The organism is Tychonema sp. LEGE 06208 (assembly GCF_015207505.1).
Classification (GTDB): domain Bacteria; phylum Cyanobacteriota; class Cyanobacteriia; order Cyanobacteriales; family Microcoleaceae; genus Microcoleus.
The window spans coordinates 25,608-49,474 of the sequence record NZ_JADEWT010000035.1 but is presented as its reverse complement, the minus strand read 5'-3'; the positions used below and the strand labels follow the sequence as shown (position 1 = coordinate 49,474).

Annotated in this window: 8 protein-coding genes and 1 pseudogene; 4 read left to right on the top strand and 5 right to left on the bottom strand. The window is 46.3% G+C overall.

Annotation, left to right across the window (positions count from 1 at the left end):
• Positions 1-99: pseudogene (locus IQ263_RS11880) on the top strand (IS630 family transposase); the annotation flags it as partial.
• 31 nt (positions 100-130) lie between these two features.
• Here the strand turns inward: IQ263_RS11880 and IQ263_RS11875 are convergent.
• From IQ263_RS11875 to IQ263_RS11865, 3 genes are all read right to left on the bottom strand, one after another.
• Positions 131-1,264, bottom strand: coding sequence for an adenylate/guanylate cyclase domain-containing protein (locus IQ263_RS11875; protein WP_194067607.1), 1,134 nt, complete (start codon positions 1,262-1,264; stop codon positions 131-133).
• 36 nt (positions 1,265-1,300) lie between these two features.
• Positions 1,301-4,330: a response regulator gene (locus IQ263_RS11870; RefSeq protein ID WP_445286308.1), complete on the bottom strand. Its 3,030-nt coding sequence runs from the start codon at positions 4,328-4,330 to the stop codon at positions 1,301-1,303.
• Between the two features lie 150 nt (positions 4,331-4,480).
• Positions 4,481-6,022 carry a sensor histidine kinase gene (locus IQ263_RS11865; RefSeq protein ID WP_194067605.1) on the bottom strand — a complete coding sequence of 514 codons (1,542 nt, stop codon included), beginning with the start codon at positions 6,020-6,022 and terminating at the stop codon, positions 4,481-4,483.
• Positions 6,023-7,051: 1,029 nt separating this feature from the next.
• Between IQ263_RS11865 and IQ263_RS11860 the strand changes: the two genes are divergently transcribed.
• The 3 genes from IQ263_RS11860 to IQ263_RS11850 all read left to right on the top strand — a co-directional run bounded on the left by IQ263_RS11860 (position 7,052) and on the right by IQ263_RS11850 (position 15,929).
• Complete coding sequence (locus IQ263_RS11860) at positions 7,052-8,374, top strand: AAA-like domain-containing protein (RefSeq protein WP_194067604.1); 1,323 nt, start codon at positions 7,052-7,054, stop codon at positions 8,372-8,374.
• 329 nt (positions 8,375-8,703) lie between these two features.
• Positions 8,704-12,333 carry an AAA-like domain-containing protein gene (locus tag IQ263_RS11855; protein WP_194067603.1) on the top strand — a complete coding sequence of 1,210 codons (3,630 nt, stop codon included), beginning with the start codon at positions 8,704-8,706 and terminating at the stop codon, positions 12,331-12,333.
• Positions 12,334-12,335: 2 nt separating this feature from the next.
• Positions 12,336-15,929, top strand: a complete 3,594-nt coding sequence (locus IQ263_RS11850) for a WD40 domain-containing protein (protein WP_194067609.1) — start codon at positions 12,336-12,338, stop codon at positions 15,927-15,929.
• A 233-nt stretch (positions 15,930-16,162) separates the two neighbouring features.
• On the opposite strand, the gene IQ263_RS11845 is transcribed toward IQ263_RS11850, so the two are convergent.
• Positions 16,163-19,477, bottom strand: a complete 3,315-nt coding sequence (locus IQ263_RS11845) for a DUF4347 domain-containing protein (RefSeq protein ID WP_194067602.1) — start codon at positions 19,475-19,477, stop codon at positions 16,163-16,165.
• 699 nt (positions 19,478-20,176) lie between these two features.
• On the bottom strand, positions 20,177-23,668 hold the full coding sequence (locus IQ263_RS11840) for a DUF4347 domain-containing protein (RefSeq protein ID WP_194067601.1): 3,492 nt from the start codon (positions 23,666-23,668) through the stop codon (positions 20,177-20,179).
• Positions 23,669-23,867 lie beyond the last annotated feature (199 nt).

Genomic DNA, 23,867 nt, shown 5'->3' with positions numbered 1-23,867 from the left:
GATATTGAACACGATTTTAGTGCCTTAAAGCGAGCCAGAATGTATGCTCCTGCTGGCACATCTTTAGATGAACTTATCTGTGCCTACTGCGCTCAATAGTGTCTCTTTTTTATTTGAAATGACTATAACTCTATTTTTTAGCCTTTAGCCAATAAACAATTAACTCTCCTTTACCTTTAACCGCGATCGCGCCTCTTTCCTCCAATACATACCGCTCTTTTAACTGCTCGCAAACAGCAGAAGTCACTTGAATATACCCCGGTAATCCTTGACATTCCATGCGAGAAGCAACATTAACAGTATCTCCCCACAAGTCATAAATAAATTTTTTAGTGCCAATCACCCCAGCAACTACCGGGCCTGTACTAATGCCAATCCGAATTTGGATGGGTTCGCCCGTGTCGGTTTTAAAATCTGCGATCGCATCCTGCATATCCAACGCCATATTTGCGATCGCCCCTACATGATCTGTCCTCGGCACAGGTAAACCCCCCGCCACCATATAAGCATCCCCAATTGTTTTAATTTTTTCCAAACCGTGTTTTTCAGTTAATTCGTCAAATTTTGAAAAAATCTTATTTAGAAAATTTACCAATTCTAGCGGTGAAATTCTGGCAGCAAGAGACGTAAAATCGACAATATCTGCAAAAAGAACTGTTGCTGACTCAAACCTTTCAGCAGCATAACCCTCGCCTTTTTTTAAATTTTCAACAATCGCAGCCGGTAAAATATTCAGCAATAAATGATCCGATTTGTTTTGAGCCAGCCGTAAAGCTAGCTCAACTGTCTGCCGCTCTTTAATTTCCTTTTGCAATCGATCGACAAACTCTTCTAGTTGCTTAGTTTGCTCTTGAAGCAGTCGTTGCTGATTTTGAATTATTAACTGATTTGCCACTCGTGCCAATACTTCTTTACCTTGAAAAGGTTTAGTAATATAATCAACAGCTCCCACATCAAAGGCTTTTACTTTATCTGAAGCGTCATCTAAGGCGCTTAAAAAAATCACGGGAATCGAACTGGTTTTTGGTGAAGCTTTCAAGTTTGCACACACCTCATATCCATTCATCTCTGGCATCATCACATCCAGCAGAACTAGAGTCGGCGGAAACTCCTGCACCGTCGCCAGAGCTCTTTTTCCGTTCAACGCTTTGCGAACCTGATAGCCTTGCTCAGTTAGGATTGTAGATAAAAGCCGCACGTTATCTGGTTTATCATCAACTACTAAAATGGTGGCTGGAATTGTAGCAGACTGATTGCTGTTCATGCGATCGCTAACCGTATTTTTTCAAAATCCAATATATTAAGAGTCACACGCCTTAATGGCAGACTTCGCTAACTCAATAATATCATCAAACAGGAAATCACGTGCTAAATCAGTTAAAACTTTTGCAGAGGCAACAAACTCTACAGGCATCCCCTCAATCAACCGAAGAATCTTATCATCGTAGCATTCATGAGCAGCATCATGGATATTATCCAGCCACTCAATAGGCATTTGAGCGAGTTGTAATCCTACGGATTCATTGCTGCTAACCCCACTCAATTCGCTTTCGTTTTCAAGATCTTTATCAACAGATTCATCGTAAATATAGCTAAGCTCTAAGTATTTCTCTATGATAGCAAACAAGATTTTAGCCTCAAACGGTTTACGCATAAAATCATCGCAGCCTGCTGCTAAAATAGTTTGTCTTTCCTCTTCAAAAGCGCTAGCTGTGAGAGCGACAATCACCGTTTCTTTTCCGAGAGGATGAGATTTAATTTGTCTGGTTGCTTCATAACCATTCATTACAGGCATTTGCATATCCATCCAAATCAGGTGCGGTTGCCAATCTTCCCATACATTAATAGCTTCTTGACCATTTTTAGCTTCTCGCACGAGGAAGCCTAGCGGTGACAATAATCTATCTATGACTAGACAATTATCGGCACGATCGTCAACCACCAAAATCCGGTACTCTGGTTGATCTGGTGCTAAACCAATGACTTTTTTATGCGGTTTAAGCATTTGAATTTCGGTGGCATCGGCAAGACCCAGTTGAATATCAAATGAAAACGTACTTCCAAAATCTGGTGTACTCCTGACAACAATATCCCCTCCCATCATTTGGACAAATTTGCGACTAATTGGTAAGCCTAGTCCGCTTCCCTGTTCGGATTTATAACCTGCTTTTGTTTGCTCGAATGGTAGAAATAACTTATTCATTTCTTCTGCAGCAATGCCGGGGCCAGTATCTTGGATTTCAAACTGAAGGTGTAAAGATACCGGGCGAATAGAATTCGCGTTTGCACAATCAAAATTCGCAGGCGCGGACTTTTCATATCCCCTGTCGGCGGTTTTTGTTTGCGTGCTTTTCAACTCTACATTTTCAGTCGCTAAATTTTCTTCTACCTTGTTTTTCATTCGCAAGGTAACGCTACCCGTCTCTGTAAACTTAATGGCATTTCCGACAAGATTAATCAAAATCTGGCGCAATTTACCCTCATCTCCATTAACAAAGTATGGTACACTTTGGGCTATTTCAAAATTTAGCTGCAATCTCTTAGATTTAGCTTTCAGTCGAAACATTTCTTCTAGGGTTTCTAGCAGGCGAATTAAATTAAAACTGCTTTCATTAAGTTGACTTCTGCCTGCTTCAATTTTGGACATTTCCAAAATATCATTAATTAGCGAAAGCAAATGTTCCCCGGCGCGATTAATAATTCCTAGGTGTTGTTGGTGTTCGTTGTTTAGGGATGAATCGCGCACCATCACCTGACTAAATCCCAGAATTGCATTCAGGGGAGTCCGCAATTCGTGACTCATAGAAGAAAGAAATTCACTTTTGGCGACGTTGGCGGCATCAGCCACTCTGACAGCTTTTTGCAGCGCTGCTTCTGCCAACTTGCGATCGGCAATTTCTGTTTTCGCTTGTTCAAATAGCGTACATTGCTGGATGGCAATTGCTAGCTGTACGGAAATTTGCTTGAGAGATTCTATCTCAGAAGAGTTCCACTGTTTTTGACTGCGGCAGTGATGAGCAATTAGTAAGCCCCATAAATTTTCCCCTTGCAAAATAGGAACTACGAGGTTAGCTTTAATTTGAAACTGGCTGAGTAAATTAATGTGGCACTCGGAAATATCAGCCGTATAAATATTGTCGATCGCGCGAATGTGTCCCTGTTCGTAAACAGCAACGTAGTCTGTCCTAAAACAAGGATCGTTAATGTCAATTCCTTGAATCGGCATCACACCCCTTGCTACCGATTCGACTGCTATAAATCCGCTCCAATCTGAGTTGAATCGGTAAATAACCGTCCGATCAATTGACAAGAACTCGCGAACTTCGACCACAGCCATTGTCAGAACTTCTTCTAGGTTAAGAGAAGAGCGAATCCGCTCTTGAATGGAATTCACCAGCCGCTCTCTTTTTAGTTGCTGTAGCAAAGCTGCTTCTGCCTGTTTGCGATCGGTAATATCTACTCCATAACCAACACACTCCACAGGTATGCCAGCAGCATCTTTGACCAACTTAACCTCATCGTGAATCCAGCGATAACTACCATCTTTGTGCAGTTCGCGGTATTCGTAGGAAATCAATTCTTTTTGCAATATCTGAGCGAAGGCAGTATCTATAATCTCTCGATCTTCGGGGTGAACGAGGCTGTGCCAATCCAGGGAACCATCCACAAATTGTCGCGCTTCGTAGCCCATCATTGAAACAATATTTTCGCTAACAAATGTTACGTCATAATCTCCCCCTAATTTGCAGCTAAAAATAACTGCCGGAGTAGTAGCCAACAAATATTGCAAGCGTTCGGTAACTGAGCGCAATTTTAACTCGGCTTGCTGGCGCTCGCAAGCTTCAGTTTCTAAGGAAGTGTTGGTTTCTGTCAACTGTGCGGTACGCTCTTGCACTTTAAGTTCTAAATCTTCATAGGCGCAGCGCAGAGCTAATTCTGCCTGTTCGCGCACGGCGATTTCCCGCTGTAATTTGATATTAATTTCTTCTAATTCTTGAGGGCTTTTTAATGATAAAAACTGCGGAATTAGCCCGAACAGCGTTCCGGCAGTGTAGCAGGAAACGAGGCCAGTCACTCCTTTTTCAATCCCGGACAGCCAATAAGCGGAATGCCACAGCGTCCAAATATCTATCAAGTGACCCGTACCGCAAAGAACAATAAATGTACTAAATAAAGCAAATATTCCTGAGAACGGAACGTCGCGTCGCTTCAAAATAAAATAAATCAGCATCGCCGGAATTGAATAGTAGGCGATCGCGATTAAAAAGTCGCCGGTTACGTGCAGCCACACCAAAGGCGTTTGCCACAGATAGCAGTGACCGTGCGGCATATACTGAGTTGGAGAAAAGATATTTTTGACTATTTGCCACATAATGTTTGGTTGCAGATGATACTAAGTGGAACGATCGTCTTGTTTTTGTGGGGCGGGCTCTCTGGCCCGCCCCACAAGTTGATTTATAAAAACGGGATGTTCGCAATTTTAAAGCTTTACCAAAAATTTTTCAGAGCAAGCTGCTGGCTGAGGTTGGGATTTTAAGGGAATTTTAATAATAAACTCAGTACCCATCCCAACCTCGGAAGTGCAGCGCAAATAACCTTCATGGCTTTGAATAATTTGATAAGAAATTGCCAAACCCAGACCTGTACCATAACCGATAGGTTTAGTCGTATAAAATGGATCGTAAATTTTAGCGATCGCCTCAGCATCTATGCCACTGCCATTATCAGCAATGTGAATCTGCACCCACTGGCCGTCAACCAAAAGCGTGCGGATGCGAATTGTTAGCCGTTTGCAATGGGCATATTGCAAGCGAGCGGGTAAATTTTTCCCCCAACAGTCTTTTTTGACCGAATGCTTCTGCACCGCCATCTGTTCTAAAGCATCAATCGCATTAGAACAAATATTCATAAATACTTGGTTGAGCTGTCCGGCGTAGCATTCCAAATCTGGCAAATTTCCATAGTCTTTAATCACTTGGATAGCCGGACGGTATGGCTGTTCTTTCAGGCGGTGCTGCAAAAGCATTAAAGTGCTGTCGATACCTTCATGAATGTTTACCTTTTTCATATCGGCTTCGTCTAAGCGGGAGAAGGTGCGTAAAGATTTAACTATATCTTTGATGCGCTCGGCTCCAACTTTAATCGAACTAAAAAGTTTTTGCAAGTCTTCTAAAATAAAGTCGAGCTCGATGCTGTTAATCTTGTCGGCAATTTCCGGCGGAGGAGTAGGGTAATAAACTTGATAAAACTTAATCAATCCCAAAAGCTCTTGAATGTATTCCTGGGCCGGAATCAGATTGCCATAGATGAAGTTAACAGGGTTATTGATTTCGTGAGCAATGCCAGCTACCATTTGCCCCAAAGAAGACATTTTTTCAGTTTGCACGAGTTGGGTTTGGGCACTTGTGAGTTGTTGTAGAGTGTTTTCTAGCTGCTGAGTTTGTTTTAGCAGTTGAGCTTCAGAATGTCGCAATGAATTTTCAGCCAAGGAGCGATCGCGATTTTCCTGTTGCAAAAGCTCGTTAGCAACCTTTAAAGCTTGCGTCCTTTCAATAACTCGCTTTTCCAATTCCAGCATTAATTGAGAGAGTGCTTCCTGAGCTTGCTTGCGATCGCCCACCTCATTTTGTAAAGCCAAATTTGCCGCCGCCAATCGATCGGGACTGGGGATCGCCAAAATTTTGGGGATTAGTTCCACCAGCACTGCTGCTGTGGATAGCGAAACTAGCGCCGTAATCGCTTTCAGAAAACCAGAGAACCAATAATTAGGATGCCACAGCGTCCATATTTCCATAACGTGGGTAATGCCACAGCAGACAATAAAAGAGCCAAATAACATGAAAATCCAGTCAAAAGGCAGGTCTTTTCGCTTCTTGACAATATAAATTAGCGTGATGGGTATCGCAAAATAAGCGCAAGCAATCAAAGCATCAGACAAAATGTGCAGCCCCACTAATCCAGGCTTCCACAAATAGCAATGACCGTGAGGAATAAAATAATTAGGAAACATTTTATGAACCATTTGTCTTCAACCAACCAGACTATTTGCTAGCTCATCTTTTTGAAAAAGTATTGCAGCACCATTTCCCAAAACCCTGCAACCAAATAAAAAATTGCTCTTGAGACTGAACGCTATTGATGAGTCGATGCAGCGATATAAAACTACTTTTAATTAAATTAACATCAATCGACTGAGCTTGAGCAAAGTCAACTGTCACATTTTTAATTGTGGCTTCACGGCCAACTGTGACACCTAGATGACATTTTGGCTAATTTGTTTGGAAAAACTGAGCGCTGCTACCTGAAATGGCGCTGAGCAAGTACCTCTTGAAATTGGGTTACGGCGCTCAGCAGAGGTTTCCGCTTCAGTCTGGCTCCCCCCTAACCCACGTCCCACAAGAACATTCCTGGGGGTGCATCTCAGTTTTGCAATAAGTATTTTTTTACAACAGTGCGAGCGTCCCCGCTCGCACTACAAATGCAAACATGAGATGCTCCCATACTTGGACGCAGGCGAGGCAAAAAACCCGGTTTATCGATGGAGTATCTCTCGGATGAGCAACGATTTTCCAAGAAACCGGGTTTTTTTGGGTAAGTTCTAAAGAAACAAAGATTGTTGTGGGACAGACTCTCCGTCCAGTCCCAAAGTTTGATTAAAAAGACTGAGACAACAAGTCCAGTTAATCCTCGATATGGGTGCGATAAAAATCAGATTTAACGATTTGACCCCACTTCAAAAACAGATACTGTGCCACGTACAGAAGTGTCAGAGACGAACGAACTCAAAATTTTAGACCCCACTTCAAGCTCCCCGATTCACCGAGTTGCAAGTAAATCTCCAATCTAAAATCTAAAATCTACAATCTAAAACTTGTACCCTCGCGAGTTGTGTGGAGCGTAGCCGAAGCAAGCAAAAGTATCTAAACTTGACAGAGTTGTTACCTTCTGAGAAAAGTCGCTACAGGCTGGTGTCGCAATCAAATGGGCGATCGGCTTTACAGTCAAGCAAAAGTGATAATATCAACTATACACTTACGGGCAATTGCCAATTATGACGATAGATGAGGTACTACAGCTAACTCGTGCGCGATCGCAAAAAGATTTACATCCCGTACAAGAAATCCTACTCCGCCAAGTTTGGGAAGGAAAGACTTATACAAGCATCGCATTGGCCTCTCATTACGGAGAGCATTACCTGAGAAACATCGCCTCTGGCTTGTGGCAATCTCTCTCTGAAATCTTGCATATACCTATTAGTAAATCTAATTTTCGCTCCTCTCTAGAATCGCGTTCCTTAACCGCAGAGGAAGCAGAATTAATTGAAAAATTCACCCGCAGCCAATGCCTAGCAACACCTTTAGAATATCCCGGCTCTCCCGTACCCCTCGGTTCGCCATTTTATATCAATCACCCGCTAATTGAAGAACTCGCGTATCAAGAAATTGCCAAGCCAGGGAGTGTTCTGCGGATAAAAGCTCCCAGGAAGATGGGTAAAAGTTCACTTTTGCTACGAATTTTAGACCGCGCTAATTCTCTAGGCTACCGAACTGTAAGTTTGGATTTTCAGCAAGCTGAGGAAGCTATTTTAGACAACCTCGATAAATTTTTAAGGTGGTTTTGTGCCAACATCAGCAGGCATCTAGATTTGCCACCTTTATTAGATAATTATTGGGATGAAAATATGGGCAGCAAAGTAAGCTGCACCATTTATTTGCAGCAATATATATTAACTGAAATAAATTCGCCTTTAGTATTAGCTTTAAATGAAGTCAATAGAATTTTTGAGTATCCCAAAATTGCCCGAGAATTTTTGCCGCTGCTGCGAAGCTGGCATGAAGAAGCAAAGCGGAATGAAACCTTGGGAAAACTGCGGGTGATCGTCCTTCATTCCACAGAAATTTATATTCCTTTAAAGCTCACTGAATCGCCTTTTAATGTCGGTTTGCCGCTGCAATTGCCCTATTTTACAGAAGAGCAGATACTTGCTTTAGCGCAGCGTTACGGACTCGATTGGACAGATAGCCCCGATGCCGAGCGACTGATGGCAATGGTGGGGGGACATCCTTATCTAGTCCGGCTCGCTTTTTACCATCTCTATCAAAAGGCTGTAACGCTAGATATGCTTTTGCAAGAAGCTCCGACCATAGGAGGAATTTATAAAGATTACTTGCGGAATTTTTTGGTGACATTGCAAGCAGATACCGAACTCGCAATTGCCCTTAAACAAGTGGTAAAATCTGAGCGCGGTCTGGAATTAGAGCCGATAGTAGCTTGTAAATTAGTGAGTATGGGATTGATTCATATCGATAACAACCGCTGTACGCTAAGCTGCGAGTTGTACCGCCTGTATTTTGGTTCGCCAAACTTTATTTAGTGATTGCCTACCCTAAAAATCTGTGCTGCTGTTAAGTTTAAGTCTGGGAAGGGAAGCGCACCACATCATCACCTCTATAGCAATCCTCGCATCAGTTGTGTAATTGTTGTAGGGGCAATCCCACGCCCGGTTTCCCCGATAGATAAGGGGTAGGCACGGGGGCACTACCCTACATATTTTGCTTGAGATTGCTATATTATCAAAGCAACTACTTGGGAAACCTAAATTTTACCGATGGATTATAATTCAGTAGGAATGCTGACAAAAACCACACTCAAACCGCCTCTTTTTCTAGTAAAGTTTCAACTTTTAACTAACTAATAGATGACATGACCGAGGTAACATACCAAATTGGTGGCAGTCTTGCCAGTGATGCCCCTACATACGTAGTGCGGCAAGCAGATGACCAACTCTATCAAGCCTTGAAAAACGGCGAGTTTTGTTACATCCTCAACTCCCGTCAAATGGGCAAATCTTCGCTGCTGGTACGCACCTTCCATCGACTGCAAGCAGAAGGCTTTCAATGCAGCACCATCGACATGACGCGCATCGGCAGCGAAAACATCACGCCTTTACAGTGGTATAAAGGAATTGTTGGTGATTTGTGGCGCAGCTTCAATCTCTTAGGAAAAGTGAATTTAAAAACTTGGTGGAAAGAAGAAGAAGTTTCCTTTCTGCAAAGATTAAGCTATTTTATTGAAGACATTTTGTTGGCAAAATTTCCCGAAGACAGGATTTTTATATTAGTCGATGAAATTGATAGCATTCTGGGGTTAGATTTTCCAGTCGATGATTTTTTTGCTTTAATTAGGTATTGTTACAACCAAAGAGCCATCAATCCCGAATACAACCGGATTACCTTCGCCATTTTCGGAGTAGCCACACCCAGCGATTTAATCGCCGATAAAAATCGAACTCCTTTTAATATCGGACGAGCAATCGATTTGCAGGGATTTCAATTGGAGGAAGCACAGCCACTAGCGAAAGGATTAGAAAATGTCATAACCAATCCGCCAGCAGTTATCAAAGAAATCTTAGCTTGGACTGGAGGACAGCCATTTTTAACTCAAAAAATATGTGAATTGGTGGTAAGAACTGCTGGAGAATCCCGCAGCGGCGATTTAAAAATACCACCGGGAACAGAGGGATTTTTTGTGGAATCGTTGGTGCGGGATAAAATCATCGACAAATGGGAATCGCAAGACGAGCCGGAGCATTTCAAAACTATACGCGATCGCATCCTCCGTGATGAACAACGCGCCGGCAGATTGCTCGGCATTTACCAGCAAATATTGCAATCCGATCCCCCCCTAACCCCCCCTTATCAAGGGGGGGGACACTCAGAACCACCCTTATCAAGGGGGGCAGGGGGGATCTGTGCCGACGACAGCCGAGAGCAAATCGAACTGCTACTATCGGGATTAGTCGAAAAAAAAGCAGGATTGCTGATAGTTAAAAACCGGATTTATCAAGAAGTATTCAACTTCTACTGGCTAGAAAAACAATTAATATCGCTGCGTCCTTACTCCCAAGCATTCGACGCTTGGATCGCTGCCAAACAAACAGATTATTCCCGACTGTTGCGCGGACAAGCTTTGAAAGATGCTCAAAGTTGGGCGCAGGGAAAAAGTTTGAGCGATTTGGATTATCACTTTTTAGCTGCTAGCGAAGAAATAGACAGGCGAGAAGTTCAACAAGCTTTAGAAGCCGAACGCAGCAAGGAAGTGGAAGCGCGACTCGCTGTAGAGAAAAAAAATGCCAGACGGCAAAAGTGGTTTATTACTGCACTCTCTTTGGCATTAGCGATCGCCCTCTTTCTCGGAACAGCAGCATTCTGGCAATATCGAAGAGCTACCATAAGTGAAATAGAAGCCCTCGCCACATCCTCCGAAGCCCTCTTCACCTTAGAGCAAAAATTAGACAGCCTCATCGCCGCCATCAAAGCCAAGCGCAAACTGCAACAACTCGGTGGGGCAAATCCCGAACTAGAAAATCGCGTGCAATTATTATTAGAGCAGGCCGTTTATGGAGCGTCGGAGTTCAACCGCTTGTCAGGACATCAGGCGACACTGTATAGATTAGCAATCAGTCCCGACGCTCAGACCATTGCCTCTGCAAGTACAGATAACGAGGTCAAACTCTGGCAGCGAGATGGCACCCTGATTGCGACTCTTCCCCACAACGGTATAGTGTGGAGGATGGCTTTTAGCCCCGACAGCAAACTCCTCGCTTGCGCCAGTGGAGAGGGCACAGTTAAAGTTTGGCAGCAACAGGGAACGTCTTGGCTAGGCCCGAAACTCCTGCACAGCCTTGAGGGACACAGCACCGAGTTTAACGGTGTGGCGTTTAGCCCAGATGGCGAGACTTTAGCTGCATCGGGTGAGAATAACACCGTTAAACTCTGGAACAAAAACGGCAATTTATTAACCATTCTCGATCGCACCGATGCGGTGAGGAGCCTGAGCTTTAGCCCCGACGGGGAAATGCTCGTTAGCGCAAGTGCGGAGGGGACGATTCGATTGTGGAAAAAAGACGGCTTATTCTGGGACACAGTAAAGTTACTGCGAGCGTTTCAAGGGCATAGCGCTGCCATTTGGGAGGTCGAGTTCAGTCCTGACGGCGAGGTATTTGCCTCTGCGAGCATGGATAAGACTGTTAAACTTTGGCGCTCCCATACCCCGTCAGCCGAAGAGTTACAGCCCCTGGGAACCCTTAAAGGTCACGCATCTGGGGTTGAGAGTCTAGATTTCAGTCCTGACGGTGAGATTATCGCCACAGCCAGCGGCGATCGCACAATCAAATTTTGGAGCAAAGACGGCAAAGAACTCAGAACTTTTGCAGGACATCGCGGTGCCGTATGGAATATCGATTTCAGTCCTGACGGCAAATCAATTGCTTCGCTGGCTATAGGAAATGCTGTCAAACTCTGGCAGCCGAAAAACATTTTTTTCTTGCCCCTGCTAGGTCACGACGCTGCTGTTTATAGAGCTGCTTTCGCTCCTGACGGTAAAATCGTCGCCACTGCCAGTACAGACGGCACGGTGAAACTTTGGCGCGTCGATGGCACGTTGCTGAAGACGCTTAAGGAGGGTACAGGGGGGCTTTGGGATGTGGCATTCAGTCCTGACGGTAAACTCATTGCTTCAGGGGGCGAAAAAACAGTTAAACTCTGGCACAAGGATGGCAGATTTCTGAGAGAAATCAACGCCCACAAAGGTGTAGTTTACGGAATTACTTGGAGTCCTGACGGTAAAATTATTGCCACCGCAAGTACAGACGGCACCGTAAAACTCTGGCAGCCAGACGGCGTGTTAGTACGAGTTCTGAAGCTAGATGGCAGCGGCTTCTGGAGTGTGGCCTTTAGCCCTGATGGAAAAGCTTTAGCCGCCGTCGGTAGCAGCGGTACTCTCGCTATCTGGAAGCCCGATGGCACTTTGTTGCAGGCGATTGATGCCCATCAGGCTATGAGTATGGGGGTCAGTTTCAGTCCCGATGGCAAGACAATCGCCTCAGCCAGTACAGATGGCACCGCCAAACTCTGGAAATTAGAGTCCTCAGACACCTCAGTTCCTCACAAAGCACAGCTCCTGCGAACGCTTAAAGGTCACGCACAGGGAGTGCAGGGAGTTTCCTTTAGCCCGGATGGTGAAATCGTCGCTACGGCAAGTCTGGATAACACGGTGAAACTCTGGAATAAAAACGGCATCTTGCTGAGGACGCTCACGGGACATAGAGGTTTAGTGACAAAAGCTTCCTTTAGTTCCGACGGCACTTTTCTTGCCTCCGCCAGCCATGACCAAACGGCGATTTTGTGGAATGTGAAGCGAATTCTCAATACAGATCCACTGGCTTTTGGTTGCGACTGGGTGCGGGATTACCTGCGAACAAATGCTGATGTGAAGGAGGAAGATAGACATTTGTGCGACTATTTCTCCCCAGGAGTTCATAGGAGGGAATAATGATGACCAAGCTTGAATATCAAGTCGGCGGCAGTCTTGCCACAAATGCCGGAACCTATGTGATGCGAAAAGCAGATTCGCAACTCTACGAAGCTTTAATAGCAGGTGATTTTTGTTATGTCCTCAACTCGCGACAAATGGGAAAATCTTCCCTATTAGTCCGCACCCTACACCGACTAAAATCGCAAGGCTATCAATGCACTACCCTCGATTTAACCCGCACTGGTAGCGAAAATATTACCCCCTTGCAGTGGTATAAAGGAGTCGCTGCCGAACTGTGGCGCGGCTTCAATCTTTTAGGAAAAATCAACTTAAAAACTTGGTGGCGAGATGAAGAAGAAGTTTCCCTGCTGCAAAGATTAAGTCATTTTATAGAAAATATCCTGCTCGTTCAATTCCCCCAAGATAAAATTTTTATCTTTGTCGATGAAATAGATAGTATTTTAGGCTTAGATTTTCCCGTTGATGACTTTTTTGCCTTAATTCGGTTTTGCTACAACCAACGCGCCCTTAATCCAGAGTATAATCGCCTTACCTTTGCCATTTTTGGAGTCGCTACCCCTAGCGACTTAATTGCTGACAAAAATCGGACGCCATTTAATATTGGAATGGCAATTGATTTGCCAGGATTTACCTTTGAGGAAGCGCAGCCTTTACTGGCGGGATTAGAAACAAGTGTAAACAATGCAGTGCCGGTTTTAAAAGAAATCTTAAATTGGACTGGCGGGCAACCTTTTCTCACGCAAAAGCTTTGTAACATAGTAGCGAATATTAGTCAAGAGAATGATAGCCAAATTTTAACTATTCCCCCAGGAACGGAGGCATTTTGGGTAGAAAATTTAGTGCGATCGCGCATCATCGACCACTGGCAAGCCTGCGATGAACCAGAGCATTTAAAAACTATCCGCGATCGCATCCTTCGCAACGAACAAAAAACCAGTAGATTGCTCGGAATTTACCAGCAAATCTTACAATCAGAACCCCCCCTAACCCCCCCTTATCAAGGGGGGGAGACAATCAGAACCCTCCGGCGGGGGGCAGGGGGGATCTCAACCGATGACAGCCCAGAACAAATAGAACTCATTCTCTCCGGGTTGGTGGTGAAAGAGCAAAGTTTACTGAAAGTAAAAAACCGCATTTACGAACAAGTTTTTAACCTCAAATGGGTAGACAAACAATTAAAACAACTGCGGCCTTATTCTCAAACTTTTGATGCGTGGGTGACATCTAAGCAGCAAGATTTATCGCGGCTGTTGCGGGGACAAGCTTTGAAAGATGCTCAAAGTTGGGCCCAGGGAAAAAGTTTGAGCGATTTAGACTATCAATTTTTAGCCGCTTCTGAAGAAATAGATCGGCGCGAAGTACAACAAGGATTAGAGGCAGAACGCACTAAAGAAATTGAAGCGAGGCTAACAGAAGAACACAAAAGACTAATTCAAGAAACCAAAGCTGCCAAACAACAAAGAATCTTATTGTTTGCAGTCAGTATGGCATTACTGCTGGCCTGCGGGTTGGGAATCGCAACGTTTTTTCAATATCGCAAAGCCACAGCAAGCGAACGGCAAGCGCGGGTGAGCGAAATTCAAGCGCTGGCATCTTCTTCTGACGCACTGTTTGCTTCTAATCGCAAGTTGGATGCGCTGATAGAAGCGATTAAAGCAAAACGAAAAGTGCAAAAACTAGGTGGGGTAGGTGTCGATACCGCTGGTCGAGTTGACAATGTACTGAGACAAGCTGTTTACGAAGCAGATGAATACAACCGTTTATCGGGGCATAAAGCGGCTGTTCTCGGAGTTGACATTAGTCCTGACAGTGAGTTTATTGCCTCAGCAAGTGTGGATAAAATTATCAAACTGTGGCGGCGAGATGGTACAGAAGTGGCAGCGCTCAAGGGTCATCAGGCGATCGTGCGATCGGTCAAATTTAGCCCGGACGGTCAGTTTATTGCTTCTGGAAGCGATGATGGGACTGTAAAACTTTGGAAACTGGATAGGGCAGGCACGGGGGCACTGCCCCTAGGAACTTTTCAGGGTCATACTGCTGGTATCTGGACAGTGGCGTTTAGTCCCGACGGTCAAACAATTGCCTCTGCCAGCATGGACAAAACGGTGAAACTCTGGAACTCTGACGGCAAACTGTTAAGAACTCTCCAGGGTCATACTGCTGGGGTACCCTCAGTGGCTTTCAGTCCAGACGGTAAGACTGTTGCTACCGCAAGTGGAGACAAAACGGTGAAACTCTGGAACTCTGACGGCAAACTGTTAAGAACTCTCCGGGGTCATACTTCTGTGGTATCTGCAGTGGCGTTTAGTTTAGATGGTCAGATTGTTGCTACCGGAAGTGGAGACAAAACGGTGAAACTCTGGAACTCTGACGGTACTTTGCTGAGAACGCTTGAAGGTCATTCTGCTGTAATATCTGGAGTTGTTTTCAGTCCAGACGGTCAGACCATCGCTACGGCAAGTCGGGATGGGACTGTAAAACTATGGAATGTTGACGACGGAACAGAACTGACGACTTTTAGAGGTAACACTGCTGGGATTTGGGGGATGGCTTGGAGTCCTGACGGCAGTTTTATTGCTTCGGCGGGTGCAGAAAATACGGTGAGGCTGTGGCAGAGTCACAACCCTTTGCGGACGATTATTAGTGCACATAAAGCTGGGATTTGGGCGATCGCACTGAGTGCGGATAGTTCTACAATTGCTACAGGTAGTGAGGATGGCACGACTAAACTTTGGAGTCGGCAAGGCAAATTGTTGAGGACTTTCACTGGACAAAATACTGCGATTTATGCTGTGGCACTGAGTCGCGATGGCAAGTTAATTGCTTCTGGCACAAACGATAATCAGGTGAATATCTGGACTCGAAACGGAAATGCGATCGCAAATTTGGTAGGTCATAACGCTACGATTTTTGGATTGGCTTTCAGTCCTGACGGTCAAATTATTGCTTCTAGCAGTCAAGATAATACTATTAAACTTTGGCGGCCCAATGGTACTTTATTGCATACTATGACAGGACATCATGCTCCTGTTTGGCAGGTGGTATTTAGCCCGGACGGTCAGCTAATTGCCTCGGCTGGGGGCGATGGTACTGTTAAGTTGTGGAAGCTTGACGGTACTTTGGTGAGAACTTTTCGAGGTCATACTGCTGCGGTGTGGAGGGTGGCGTTTAGCCCTGACGGTAAATTTCTGGCTTCTGGCAGTGGGGACAATACTGTTAAGATTTGGACTGTGGATGGTAAGTTAGTGAGAACTCTTGAAGGTCACGCGGCGGCGGTTTGGGGGGTGGCATTTAGCCCGGACGGTAAGATTATTGCTTCTGGTAGTGTGGATAATACGGTGAAGTTGTGGAACTCTGACGGTACGGAATTAACGACGCTCAGAGGTAACTCTGGGGCGATTCGGGGAGTGGCGTATAGTGGGGATGGGGCTTTTGTGGCTTCTGTCAGCGAGGATAATACGCTGATTTTGTGGAATGTGCAGCAAGTTTTGAATCTGGATTTATTGAGTTACGGGTGCGATCGCCTGCGGGATTATTTGCGGACAAATACGATGGTGGAAAAGGGCGATCGCTTGTTGTGTTCGCCCCTTTGAATGATTTAACCGCGAAGACGCAAAGAACGCGAAGAGAAGAGGAAACAGTAACATACTCCCCTTGACGATTCGGCGGTCTGAGGCCAACTGGTTCGTAAAAAATATCCAAAACCCGGATTTGGTATAATATCGTTTCCGGTTGCATCGGAATAATAAAATCGAGTCAACAGTCAACAGTCAACAGTCAACAGTCAACAGTCAACATCATTCCGGTGTAACCGGAAATGATATAACTACTGACTAATAAAATCGCTAGCGGTGAGAGTACCGGGCGCTATACCGTTCAGTTTTGCTAACAATTGATTGCTACTGGTGAGGCTAATCAAAGTTTGATTGTTGCTCCCGGTAATAGTTAGTTGATTGAAACTCAAACCGGAATTTAACCCAATTAAATCCTCGCCTTGGCGGAAATCCGTAATGATATCACTGCCTAAACTTTGAGTTAGCAGAAATACATCATTCCCCGAACCGCCAGTCAAAGTATCATCTCCCACATCACCGCTAAGGAAATCGTTACCAGCATTGCCGAAGAGGCTATCATTGCCTTTGCCGCCGTACAGCGTATCGTTGCCTGTATAACCTTCGAGCAAATCGTTTTCGTTGTTACCGAATAGCAAATCGTCACCATCGCCACCGCCGAGACTGTCATTGTCTTTGCCGCCGTAAAGCGTGTCATTTCCAGCCTTACCAAAAATCAAATCTGCACCTTCATTTCCAAACACAATATCGTTGCCATTTCCAGCATTAATTGTGTCATTTCCTAAGTTGCCTAACAGATAGTCGTCGCCATCTTCCCCCAGCAAAATATCGTCATCTTTGCCACCAAAAATGGTGTCGTTGCCAAAGCCACCGGCAACAGTATCTTGGCCTAAATCTCCTCTCAAAAAGTCGTCGCCGTCTCCGCCAAGCACAGTGTCGTTATCTTTGCCGGCGTAGACTGTATCGTTGCCGGTGCCGCCGAAGATTAAGTCATTGTCGGTATTGCCGAAGATGGAATCGTTACCGCTGCCGCCGTCGATGTTGTCGCTGCCGCCCATTCCGTAGAGGGTGTCATTGTCGCCAAGTCCGTTAATTGACTCGTTGATGCCATCGCCTATGATGAAATCGGTGCTGTCACCGCCGTTGAGAGTTTGTTGGGCGGGATTTTGAGTAATACTGCCGGGGTCGATTTCTGGGGCTGGTAGGGGTTCGACGATCGCATTATCCGTTGTCGGTGTTGGCGTGGGTGTCGGTGTGGGAATTGGTATCGGTGTGGGAGTTGGTGTGGGAGTTGGTGTGGGTGTCGGTGTGGGAACTGGTATCGGTGTGGGAGTTGGTGTGGGTGTCGGTGTGGGAACTGGTATCGGTGTGGGAGTTGGTGTGGGAGTTGGTGTGGGAGTTGGTGTGGGAGTTGGTGTGGGAGTTGGTGTGGGTGTCGGTGTGGGAGTTGGTGTGGGAGTTGGTGTGGGAGTTGGTGTGGGAGTTGGTGTAGTTGTGAATTCAAAAGCGCCGATATCCACGATCGCACTTCCATTATTATCACCATCTTGAGGGCGAGTCACGCCCCGCTGATCCGCCGCCGGCGCGCCCGCACCAGTACCGGTATCAATGGCGGGACTTCCTGCTAGCAGGGGCCTTACGAAAGCGCCGTTAATATTTTGTAAAGGGCCGAGTAATGGATCGGCGATCGTCACAGTTGCCGTCACATTATTGTCGTTAGGATCGCCCGTCGTCAGTTTAGCAGGAAATTGCAGATTATTTCCCCCGTCAATTAGTGCCCTTCCAGTTTGGTATTTAACTTTATAAGGATTACCGGCCGTATTGCTATCAAAAATCGAATTCTTGACAGTAATTGGCTGATTTCCAAAAGTCGCAATACCGCCAGAATACTCCCCAGCGCTATTATTGGCTAAAGTCGAATTGACAATGTTAGTGGAAAAAGAATCTCTATTGCCGACAACTATTCCCCCGCCCTGTTTAGCAGCGGTGTTACCGGAAAATGTACTGTTGACAATGCTGACATTTCCATTTTCTCCCAACCACAAACCGCCGCCGTTATCGTCGGCTGTGTTGTTAGCAAAGGTACAGTTTGTCACAGTTAAATCGGCATTTCCGTGGCGAACTCCACCTCCTGAACCTCCACTCCCTGATGAGTTTTTTACGGCTTTGTTGTTAATAAAAGTGCTGTTTTCCAAAACCACTGTATCTGGAGGATAGCCAAACAGAAATGCTGCACCTCCTTCTCCAGAGGCGATATTGCCGTCAAAAGTGCTGCCTCGGATGATAACATTGCCACCAACAGGCCCCGGAGTTGCATTGGGGCCTGAAGCATTAGCGCCATCGACGTAAACTGCCCCGCCAACCCCTTTTTCTGTGCGGTTCCCTGTGAATTTAGAGTTTTCGATCGTCAGGCTGCCCAACAGGTTATTAACAGCCCCGCCTAAGCTGCCTTTGTTGTTGGTAAATTCGCTATCTCTGATAGTCAGAGAACCGCCGCTTTTAGTGGCGATCGCCCCGCCGCCGCGTTCGGTATTATCCGCCAAAGAACCGTCATTGTCGCTAAACTTACTGTTAATGACAGTTGTGGTGCTGCGGAAACCTGTATGAACGCCGCCACCGAAACCGGCAACATTATTATTAACTTGGCAATTTTCTAAGGTTAAAGTGCTGTTACCTCCCGTTTTAATGCCACCGCCAGCGCTAGTTGTTTCGTTATTCGGATCGGTTCCAGAGACTTTACCGTTGGCAACAATCAGGTTTTTTAGAGTAACATTGGTTGAACCTTCGGTGAGGATTACCCGCGAAGTGTTGTTGCCACTAATGGTTAAGTTGGCTGCACTAATTGCGTCAACTGTCAAGTTTTTATTGATGACAAGTTGACCGGAAGTTAGAACAATTGTTTGATTCGCAAGACTGGAAGCAAATTGAATAATATCGCCGGCTGCTGCGGAGGCGATCGCACTTCTCAAGGAACCGGGCCCGCTATCATTATTGTTGGTAACGGTAACAGTCGCTAAAGTCCCTCGGTAATCGGCCATAGTCTCTGGAGTCAAGGCACTGGATGCCTCAATATCACCCTTGGTAAACTCCAAATTCCAGTTACCAGTGCGGCCGGTGCGATCGCTAGATGCCGCAATATCAGCCCCGGTTAACTCCCCCAGGCGATCGACAAAATTAGCCCCATCACCCGCAGCCACATCGCAACCGTAAAGCATAATATCAGCTTTGTCGCTCAGCGCATTTCGCCACCCTTGCAACTGGCTGGCATATTGCGGCAAACTATCCGCATTCAACGTCGCAGAACCTAACCGCAAACTGCCAGAATTGCCATGAGAAAAAATGTGAACTTCGTCTAAAGTTCCCCCCGCAGCAGCGATGGTTTGCAGTTTAGCAGTAATCTGCTCGACTCCGTTACCATTTTTATCTAAAATGATGACTTCTGCATTCGGAACCGCGCCACCCGCAAGAGTTTGATAGTCATCTAAGTCCGACTCAATAAAGACAATAGATTTAGGACGAGAATTGCGGAGAACAGATTGTGAATCAATACTGGCCAAATTTGAACTCATTTCGCATACCTATGAGAATGTTGATAATTTGCTGGTAGATTCACCTGAAAAATAGAAAACTTTTTTATGCTGAAGGCAGCAGGCAGAATTAAAACCTCAGCGGTCGAACTGGGGAATCAAAACTTAGGTAAAAACTTATTTTCTTATATAACAATTCATCCCTTGTATCCGCAATCCGGTTTTGCTGCGTGAAGATTGCGATTTTGCGAACAATTAACCGCAGAAGATGTAATATCAAATCCGCGCTTCATCGTCCCGTATTCACCTCTCTCTGGAATCTTCCTCTGTGTTCTCTGCGCCCTAGTAAGGTTAAATAATTCCGATCCAACCGGAAACAATATAATGTAAATATTCCTCGATGCAGAACCTGCAAATCTAGCGTGCTGCCTATGTACGATCCGCACCTACTATCCTCTATTAAATGCCGAACAGCTTACGTCCTTCCTTCGCGTTCTAGCGCTGACGCGCGGCGAAAGCCTAAAGCGTCTTCGCGGTTCGATCGTTCCAATGCTAACAGATTGGATATGACATATTTGCCGATCGCACAAATCCCAAAAATCCGAAACTTAGGTAACTAACCCTAGGCGTGACAGGCGGGAGAAAATCTTTACTTGTTCCTCAAAACATTCATTCCGCCCTGCACCCTAGCCGATGTTTCACTGCTAGTAAGGCGCGCGTCGCGCACCCTACCAGAGACAGTTAGATTGTTACCTGAATGAAATCGCTAGCGCCGAGAGTAACGGGCGTACCGTTAAGCTTCGCTAACAATTGATTGCTGCCCGTAACGCTAATCAAAGTTTGATTGTTGCTAGACGTAATGCTGAGTTGATTGAAACTCAAACCGGGAGCTAACCCAATTACATCCTCGCCCTGACGGAAATCAGTAATGATGTCGCTTCCCACACTTTTATTGAGGAAAAACACGTCATTTCCCGAACCGCCGGTCAAAGTATCGTCCCCAACATCGCCGCTGAGGAAATCGCTACCAGCACCGCCGATGAGCAAATCGTTACCCTTGCCACCGTAAAGCGTATCGTTGCCGGTGTTGCCGGAGATTACATCATTTTCATTGTTGCCGAATAGCAAATCGTTACCATCACCGCCATCGAGACTATCGTTGTCTTTGCCACCGTAAAGCGTGTCATTTCCAGCTCCGCCAAAAATCAAATCTTCACCTTCATTTCCGAAGGCAATATCGTTGCCGTTTCCAGCATTAATTGTGTCATTTCCTAAGTTGCCAAAAAGCTGGTCGTCACCATCTTCCCCCAGCAAGATATCGTCATCTTTACCACCAAAAATGGTGTCGCTGCCAAAGCCGCCGGCAACAGTATCTTGGCCTAAATCTCCTCTCAAAAAGTCGTCGCCTTCTCCGCCAACCACAGTGTCATTATCTTTGCCGGCGTAGACTGTATCGTTGCCAGCGCCGCCTTGGATGAAGTCATTGCCGATATTGCCGAAGATGGAATCGTTATCTGCACCGCCGTCAATGTTGTCATTGCCACCCATGCCGTAAAGAGTATCGTTGCCAACAAGTCCGTTAATTGACTCGTTGATGCCACCGCCCATGATGAAATCGTCTGTGTTACCGCCGTTGAGAGTTTGTTGGGCGGGGTTGGGGGCGATCGCACCAGAGTCGAATTCCGGGGCGTTGAGGCTATCTAGCGGGGAAGCATCTGTCACCGGAGTTGGTGTGGGCGCGGGAGTTGGTGTCGGCACGGGCGTCGGCGCGGGCGTCGGCGTGGGCGCGGGAGTTGGTGTGGGAGTTGGAGTCGGCGCGGGAGTTGGAGTGGGCGCGGGAGTTGGAGTGGGCGCGGGAGTTGGTGTGGGAGTTGGAGTCGGCGCGGGAGTTGGTGTCGGCGCGGGTGTCGGTGTCGGTGTTGGCGTCCCTGTAGGCGTCGGTGTGGGCGCGGGAGTTGGTGTCGGCGCGGGAGTTGGTGTCGGAGTTGGAGTCGGCGCGGGAGTTGGTGTCGGCGCGGGAGTTGGTGTCGGAGTTGGAGTCGGCGCGGGTGTTGGTGTCGGCGCGGGAGTTGGTGTGGGAGTTGGTGTGGGAGTTGGTGTCGGAGTTGGGACGACAGTACCTCCGAATTCAAAAGAACCGCTGTCTACGATCGCCCCTGGAATTGTATCACCATCTTGAGGGCGAGTCTGGCCGCGCTGATCCGTAGCTGGTGCGCCGCTTGGTACTCCTTTGTCAATGGCCGGACTTCCTGTCAGCAGGGGCCTTACGAAAGCGCCGTTGATATTTTGCAGTGGGCCAAGTAAGGGATCTGCGATCGTCACACTTGCCGTCGCATTGACATCACTGCCGTCATTAGGGTTTTTGGGCGGCCACTGAAAATTCCCTCCTCCATCGGCGTATTCGTCGGTGACGTGTTGGTTAATTCCCCAAGGGTTTCCTCCGTTAGCCGCTGTATTGTTGGCAAGAATCGTGTTTTTGAGGGTGACATCATTGGCAGCGGCGAAGATACCTCCACCAACCCAACCAGCACTATTATCGGCGATCGTAGTGTTGACAATAGTTGTGGGTGCACCAAGAGTCATTGCACCGCCGAGTTTGTTGAAATCACCAGCAGCAAACGCGGTGGAGTTGCCAGAAAACGTACTGTTGGTAATCGTAGCAGGGGCATTCCGCGTCCACAGGCCACCACCTTGATTGTTGGCTTTGTTGCCAGCAAAGGTGGTGTTGGTAACAGTCAATCCCTGGTTGGTGCTGTCGCTCAAATTCGTTACCGCACCACCGTTTCCAGGCCCTCCACCGTTGGGTAGCGCCATAATTTCGTTATTTTGGAAGGTGCTGTTTTCCAAAATAACCTTGTCTTGGCTGCCGGTGAACAGATAAGCTGCACCTCCTTCACCTCGACCTTTATTGTCTTGAAATACGCTATTGGTAATCTTGATTGTGCCGGAAGCTTCGCTCGGATTGCTGGCTCTGTCTGTGTAAACTGCGCCACCAAAACCTCTTAAAAAGGGATTATCTTGGCCTGATGCGAAAACGGCTGCGGTGGTGTCGTTACCGATGAATCGCGAGTTGTCAATCGTTAACTTGCCCTGAAGGCTGTTAATTGCCCCGCCGTTAATTCCTTTGTTGTTTGTAAAGTCGCTGTTGGTGACAGTAAAAGCTTTGGAACTCAAAAAGCCGATCGCACCTGCACCGCGTTCGTCATTGGCTGCAGTGGCCGTGTTGCCGTTAAACTTACTGTTCGTTACTGTCAGAGTATTGTTGAAATTGCCGAAAATTGCGCCGCCACCTTGATCGGCAACATTATTATTGAACTGAACATTGTCTACTGTGACGCTTACTTCGTCCGTTGTACCGATCGCGCCGCCTCGATCGGCAGTTTTGCCGTTGACAATAGAGAGATTTTTGACTGCAAAACTTGTAGCAGTCACCACATTTGCATTGACAAAAAAGGCACGGGATGCGTTGTTGCCGCTGATGGTTAAACCCGCTGCTGCTGCGCCGTCAATCGTAATATTTTTGCCAACCGGAATATCGAGTTGACCGCTGGTGAGGGTGATGGTTTGACCGGCCAAACCAGGAGCGAAGGTAATGGTATCGCCGGCTGCAGCGGATGCGATCGCAGCTCTCAAGGAACCAGCACCGCTATCGCTATTATTGCTGACCACGATAGTAGCTAAATCACCTTGGTAATTAGCCATCACATCTGACCGCAAGGCTAAGTCCGATTCAATTTGACCCTTAGCAAATTCTAAGTTCCAGTCGCCTCCGCGGCCGGTAATGTTGGTGGATGCGGCAACGTCAGCTCCCGTTAATTGGCTGAGTTTGTCAACGAAATTAGCGCCTGTACCGGATGCTACATCGCAGCCGTACAGCATAATGTCTGCTTGTGGGGCTAGTGAAGTCTGCCATTGTTCTAACTGGCTTTTGTATTGCTCGATGTTATCCGAACCCAGAGCGGTATTGCCAAGTTGCAAGTTGCCAGAACTACCGTGAGAAATGATGTGAACCGAGTCGATCGCCCCATTGGTAGAGGCGTATTTTTTAATTTCAGAGGAGATTTGTTCGATACCGTTTTTGGTGCGATCGAGTATCACTACCTGCTGTCCAGGCAGCACTCCTGCTGCAATTGAATCGTAATCTTCCACGCCGGAATCAATGAAGACTAAGGAACGCGGGGGCAGTTTTTCAAGAGAGGATTTTGAGTTAACTTGGGCGAACGTAGAAGTCATATTTGATACTCCATTATGGGCGTTATTGGTAGATACATCCCTGGAGTAATCTTATCAGCCTTGTTTGAATACATATTAACATTGAATATTTAAAAGCACAACAATTTTTGAATAATTATTTAATTTTTTTTTTTCCGGGCTCCACTGGGTTCTACTTGTAGTCAACCGGATTTTTGCTCGCAATTGCTAGCAAGAGATA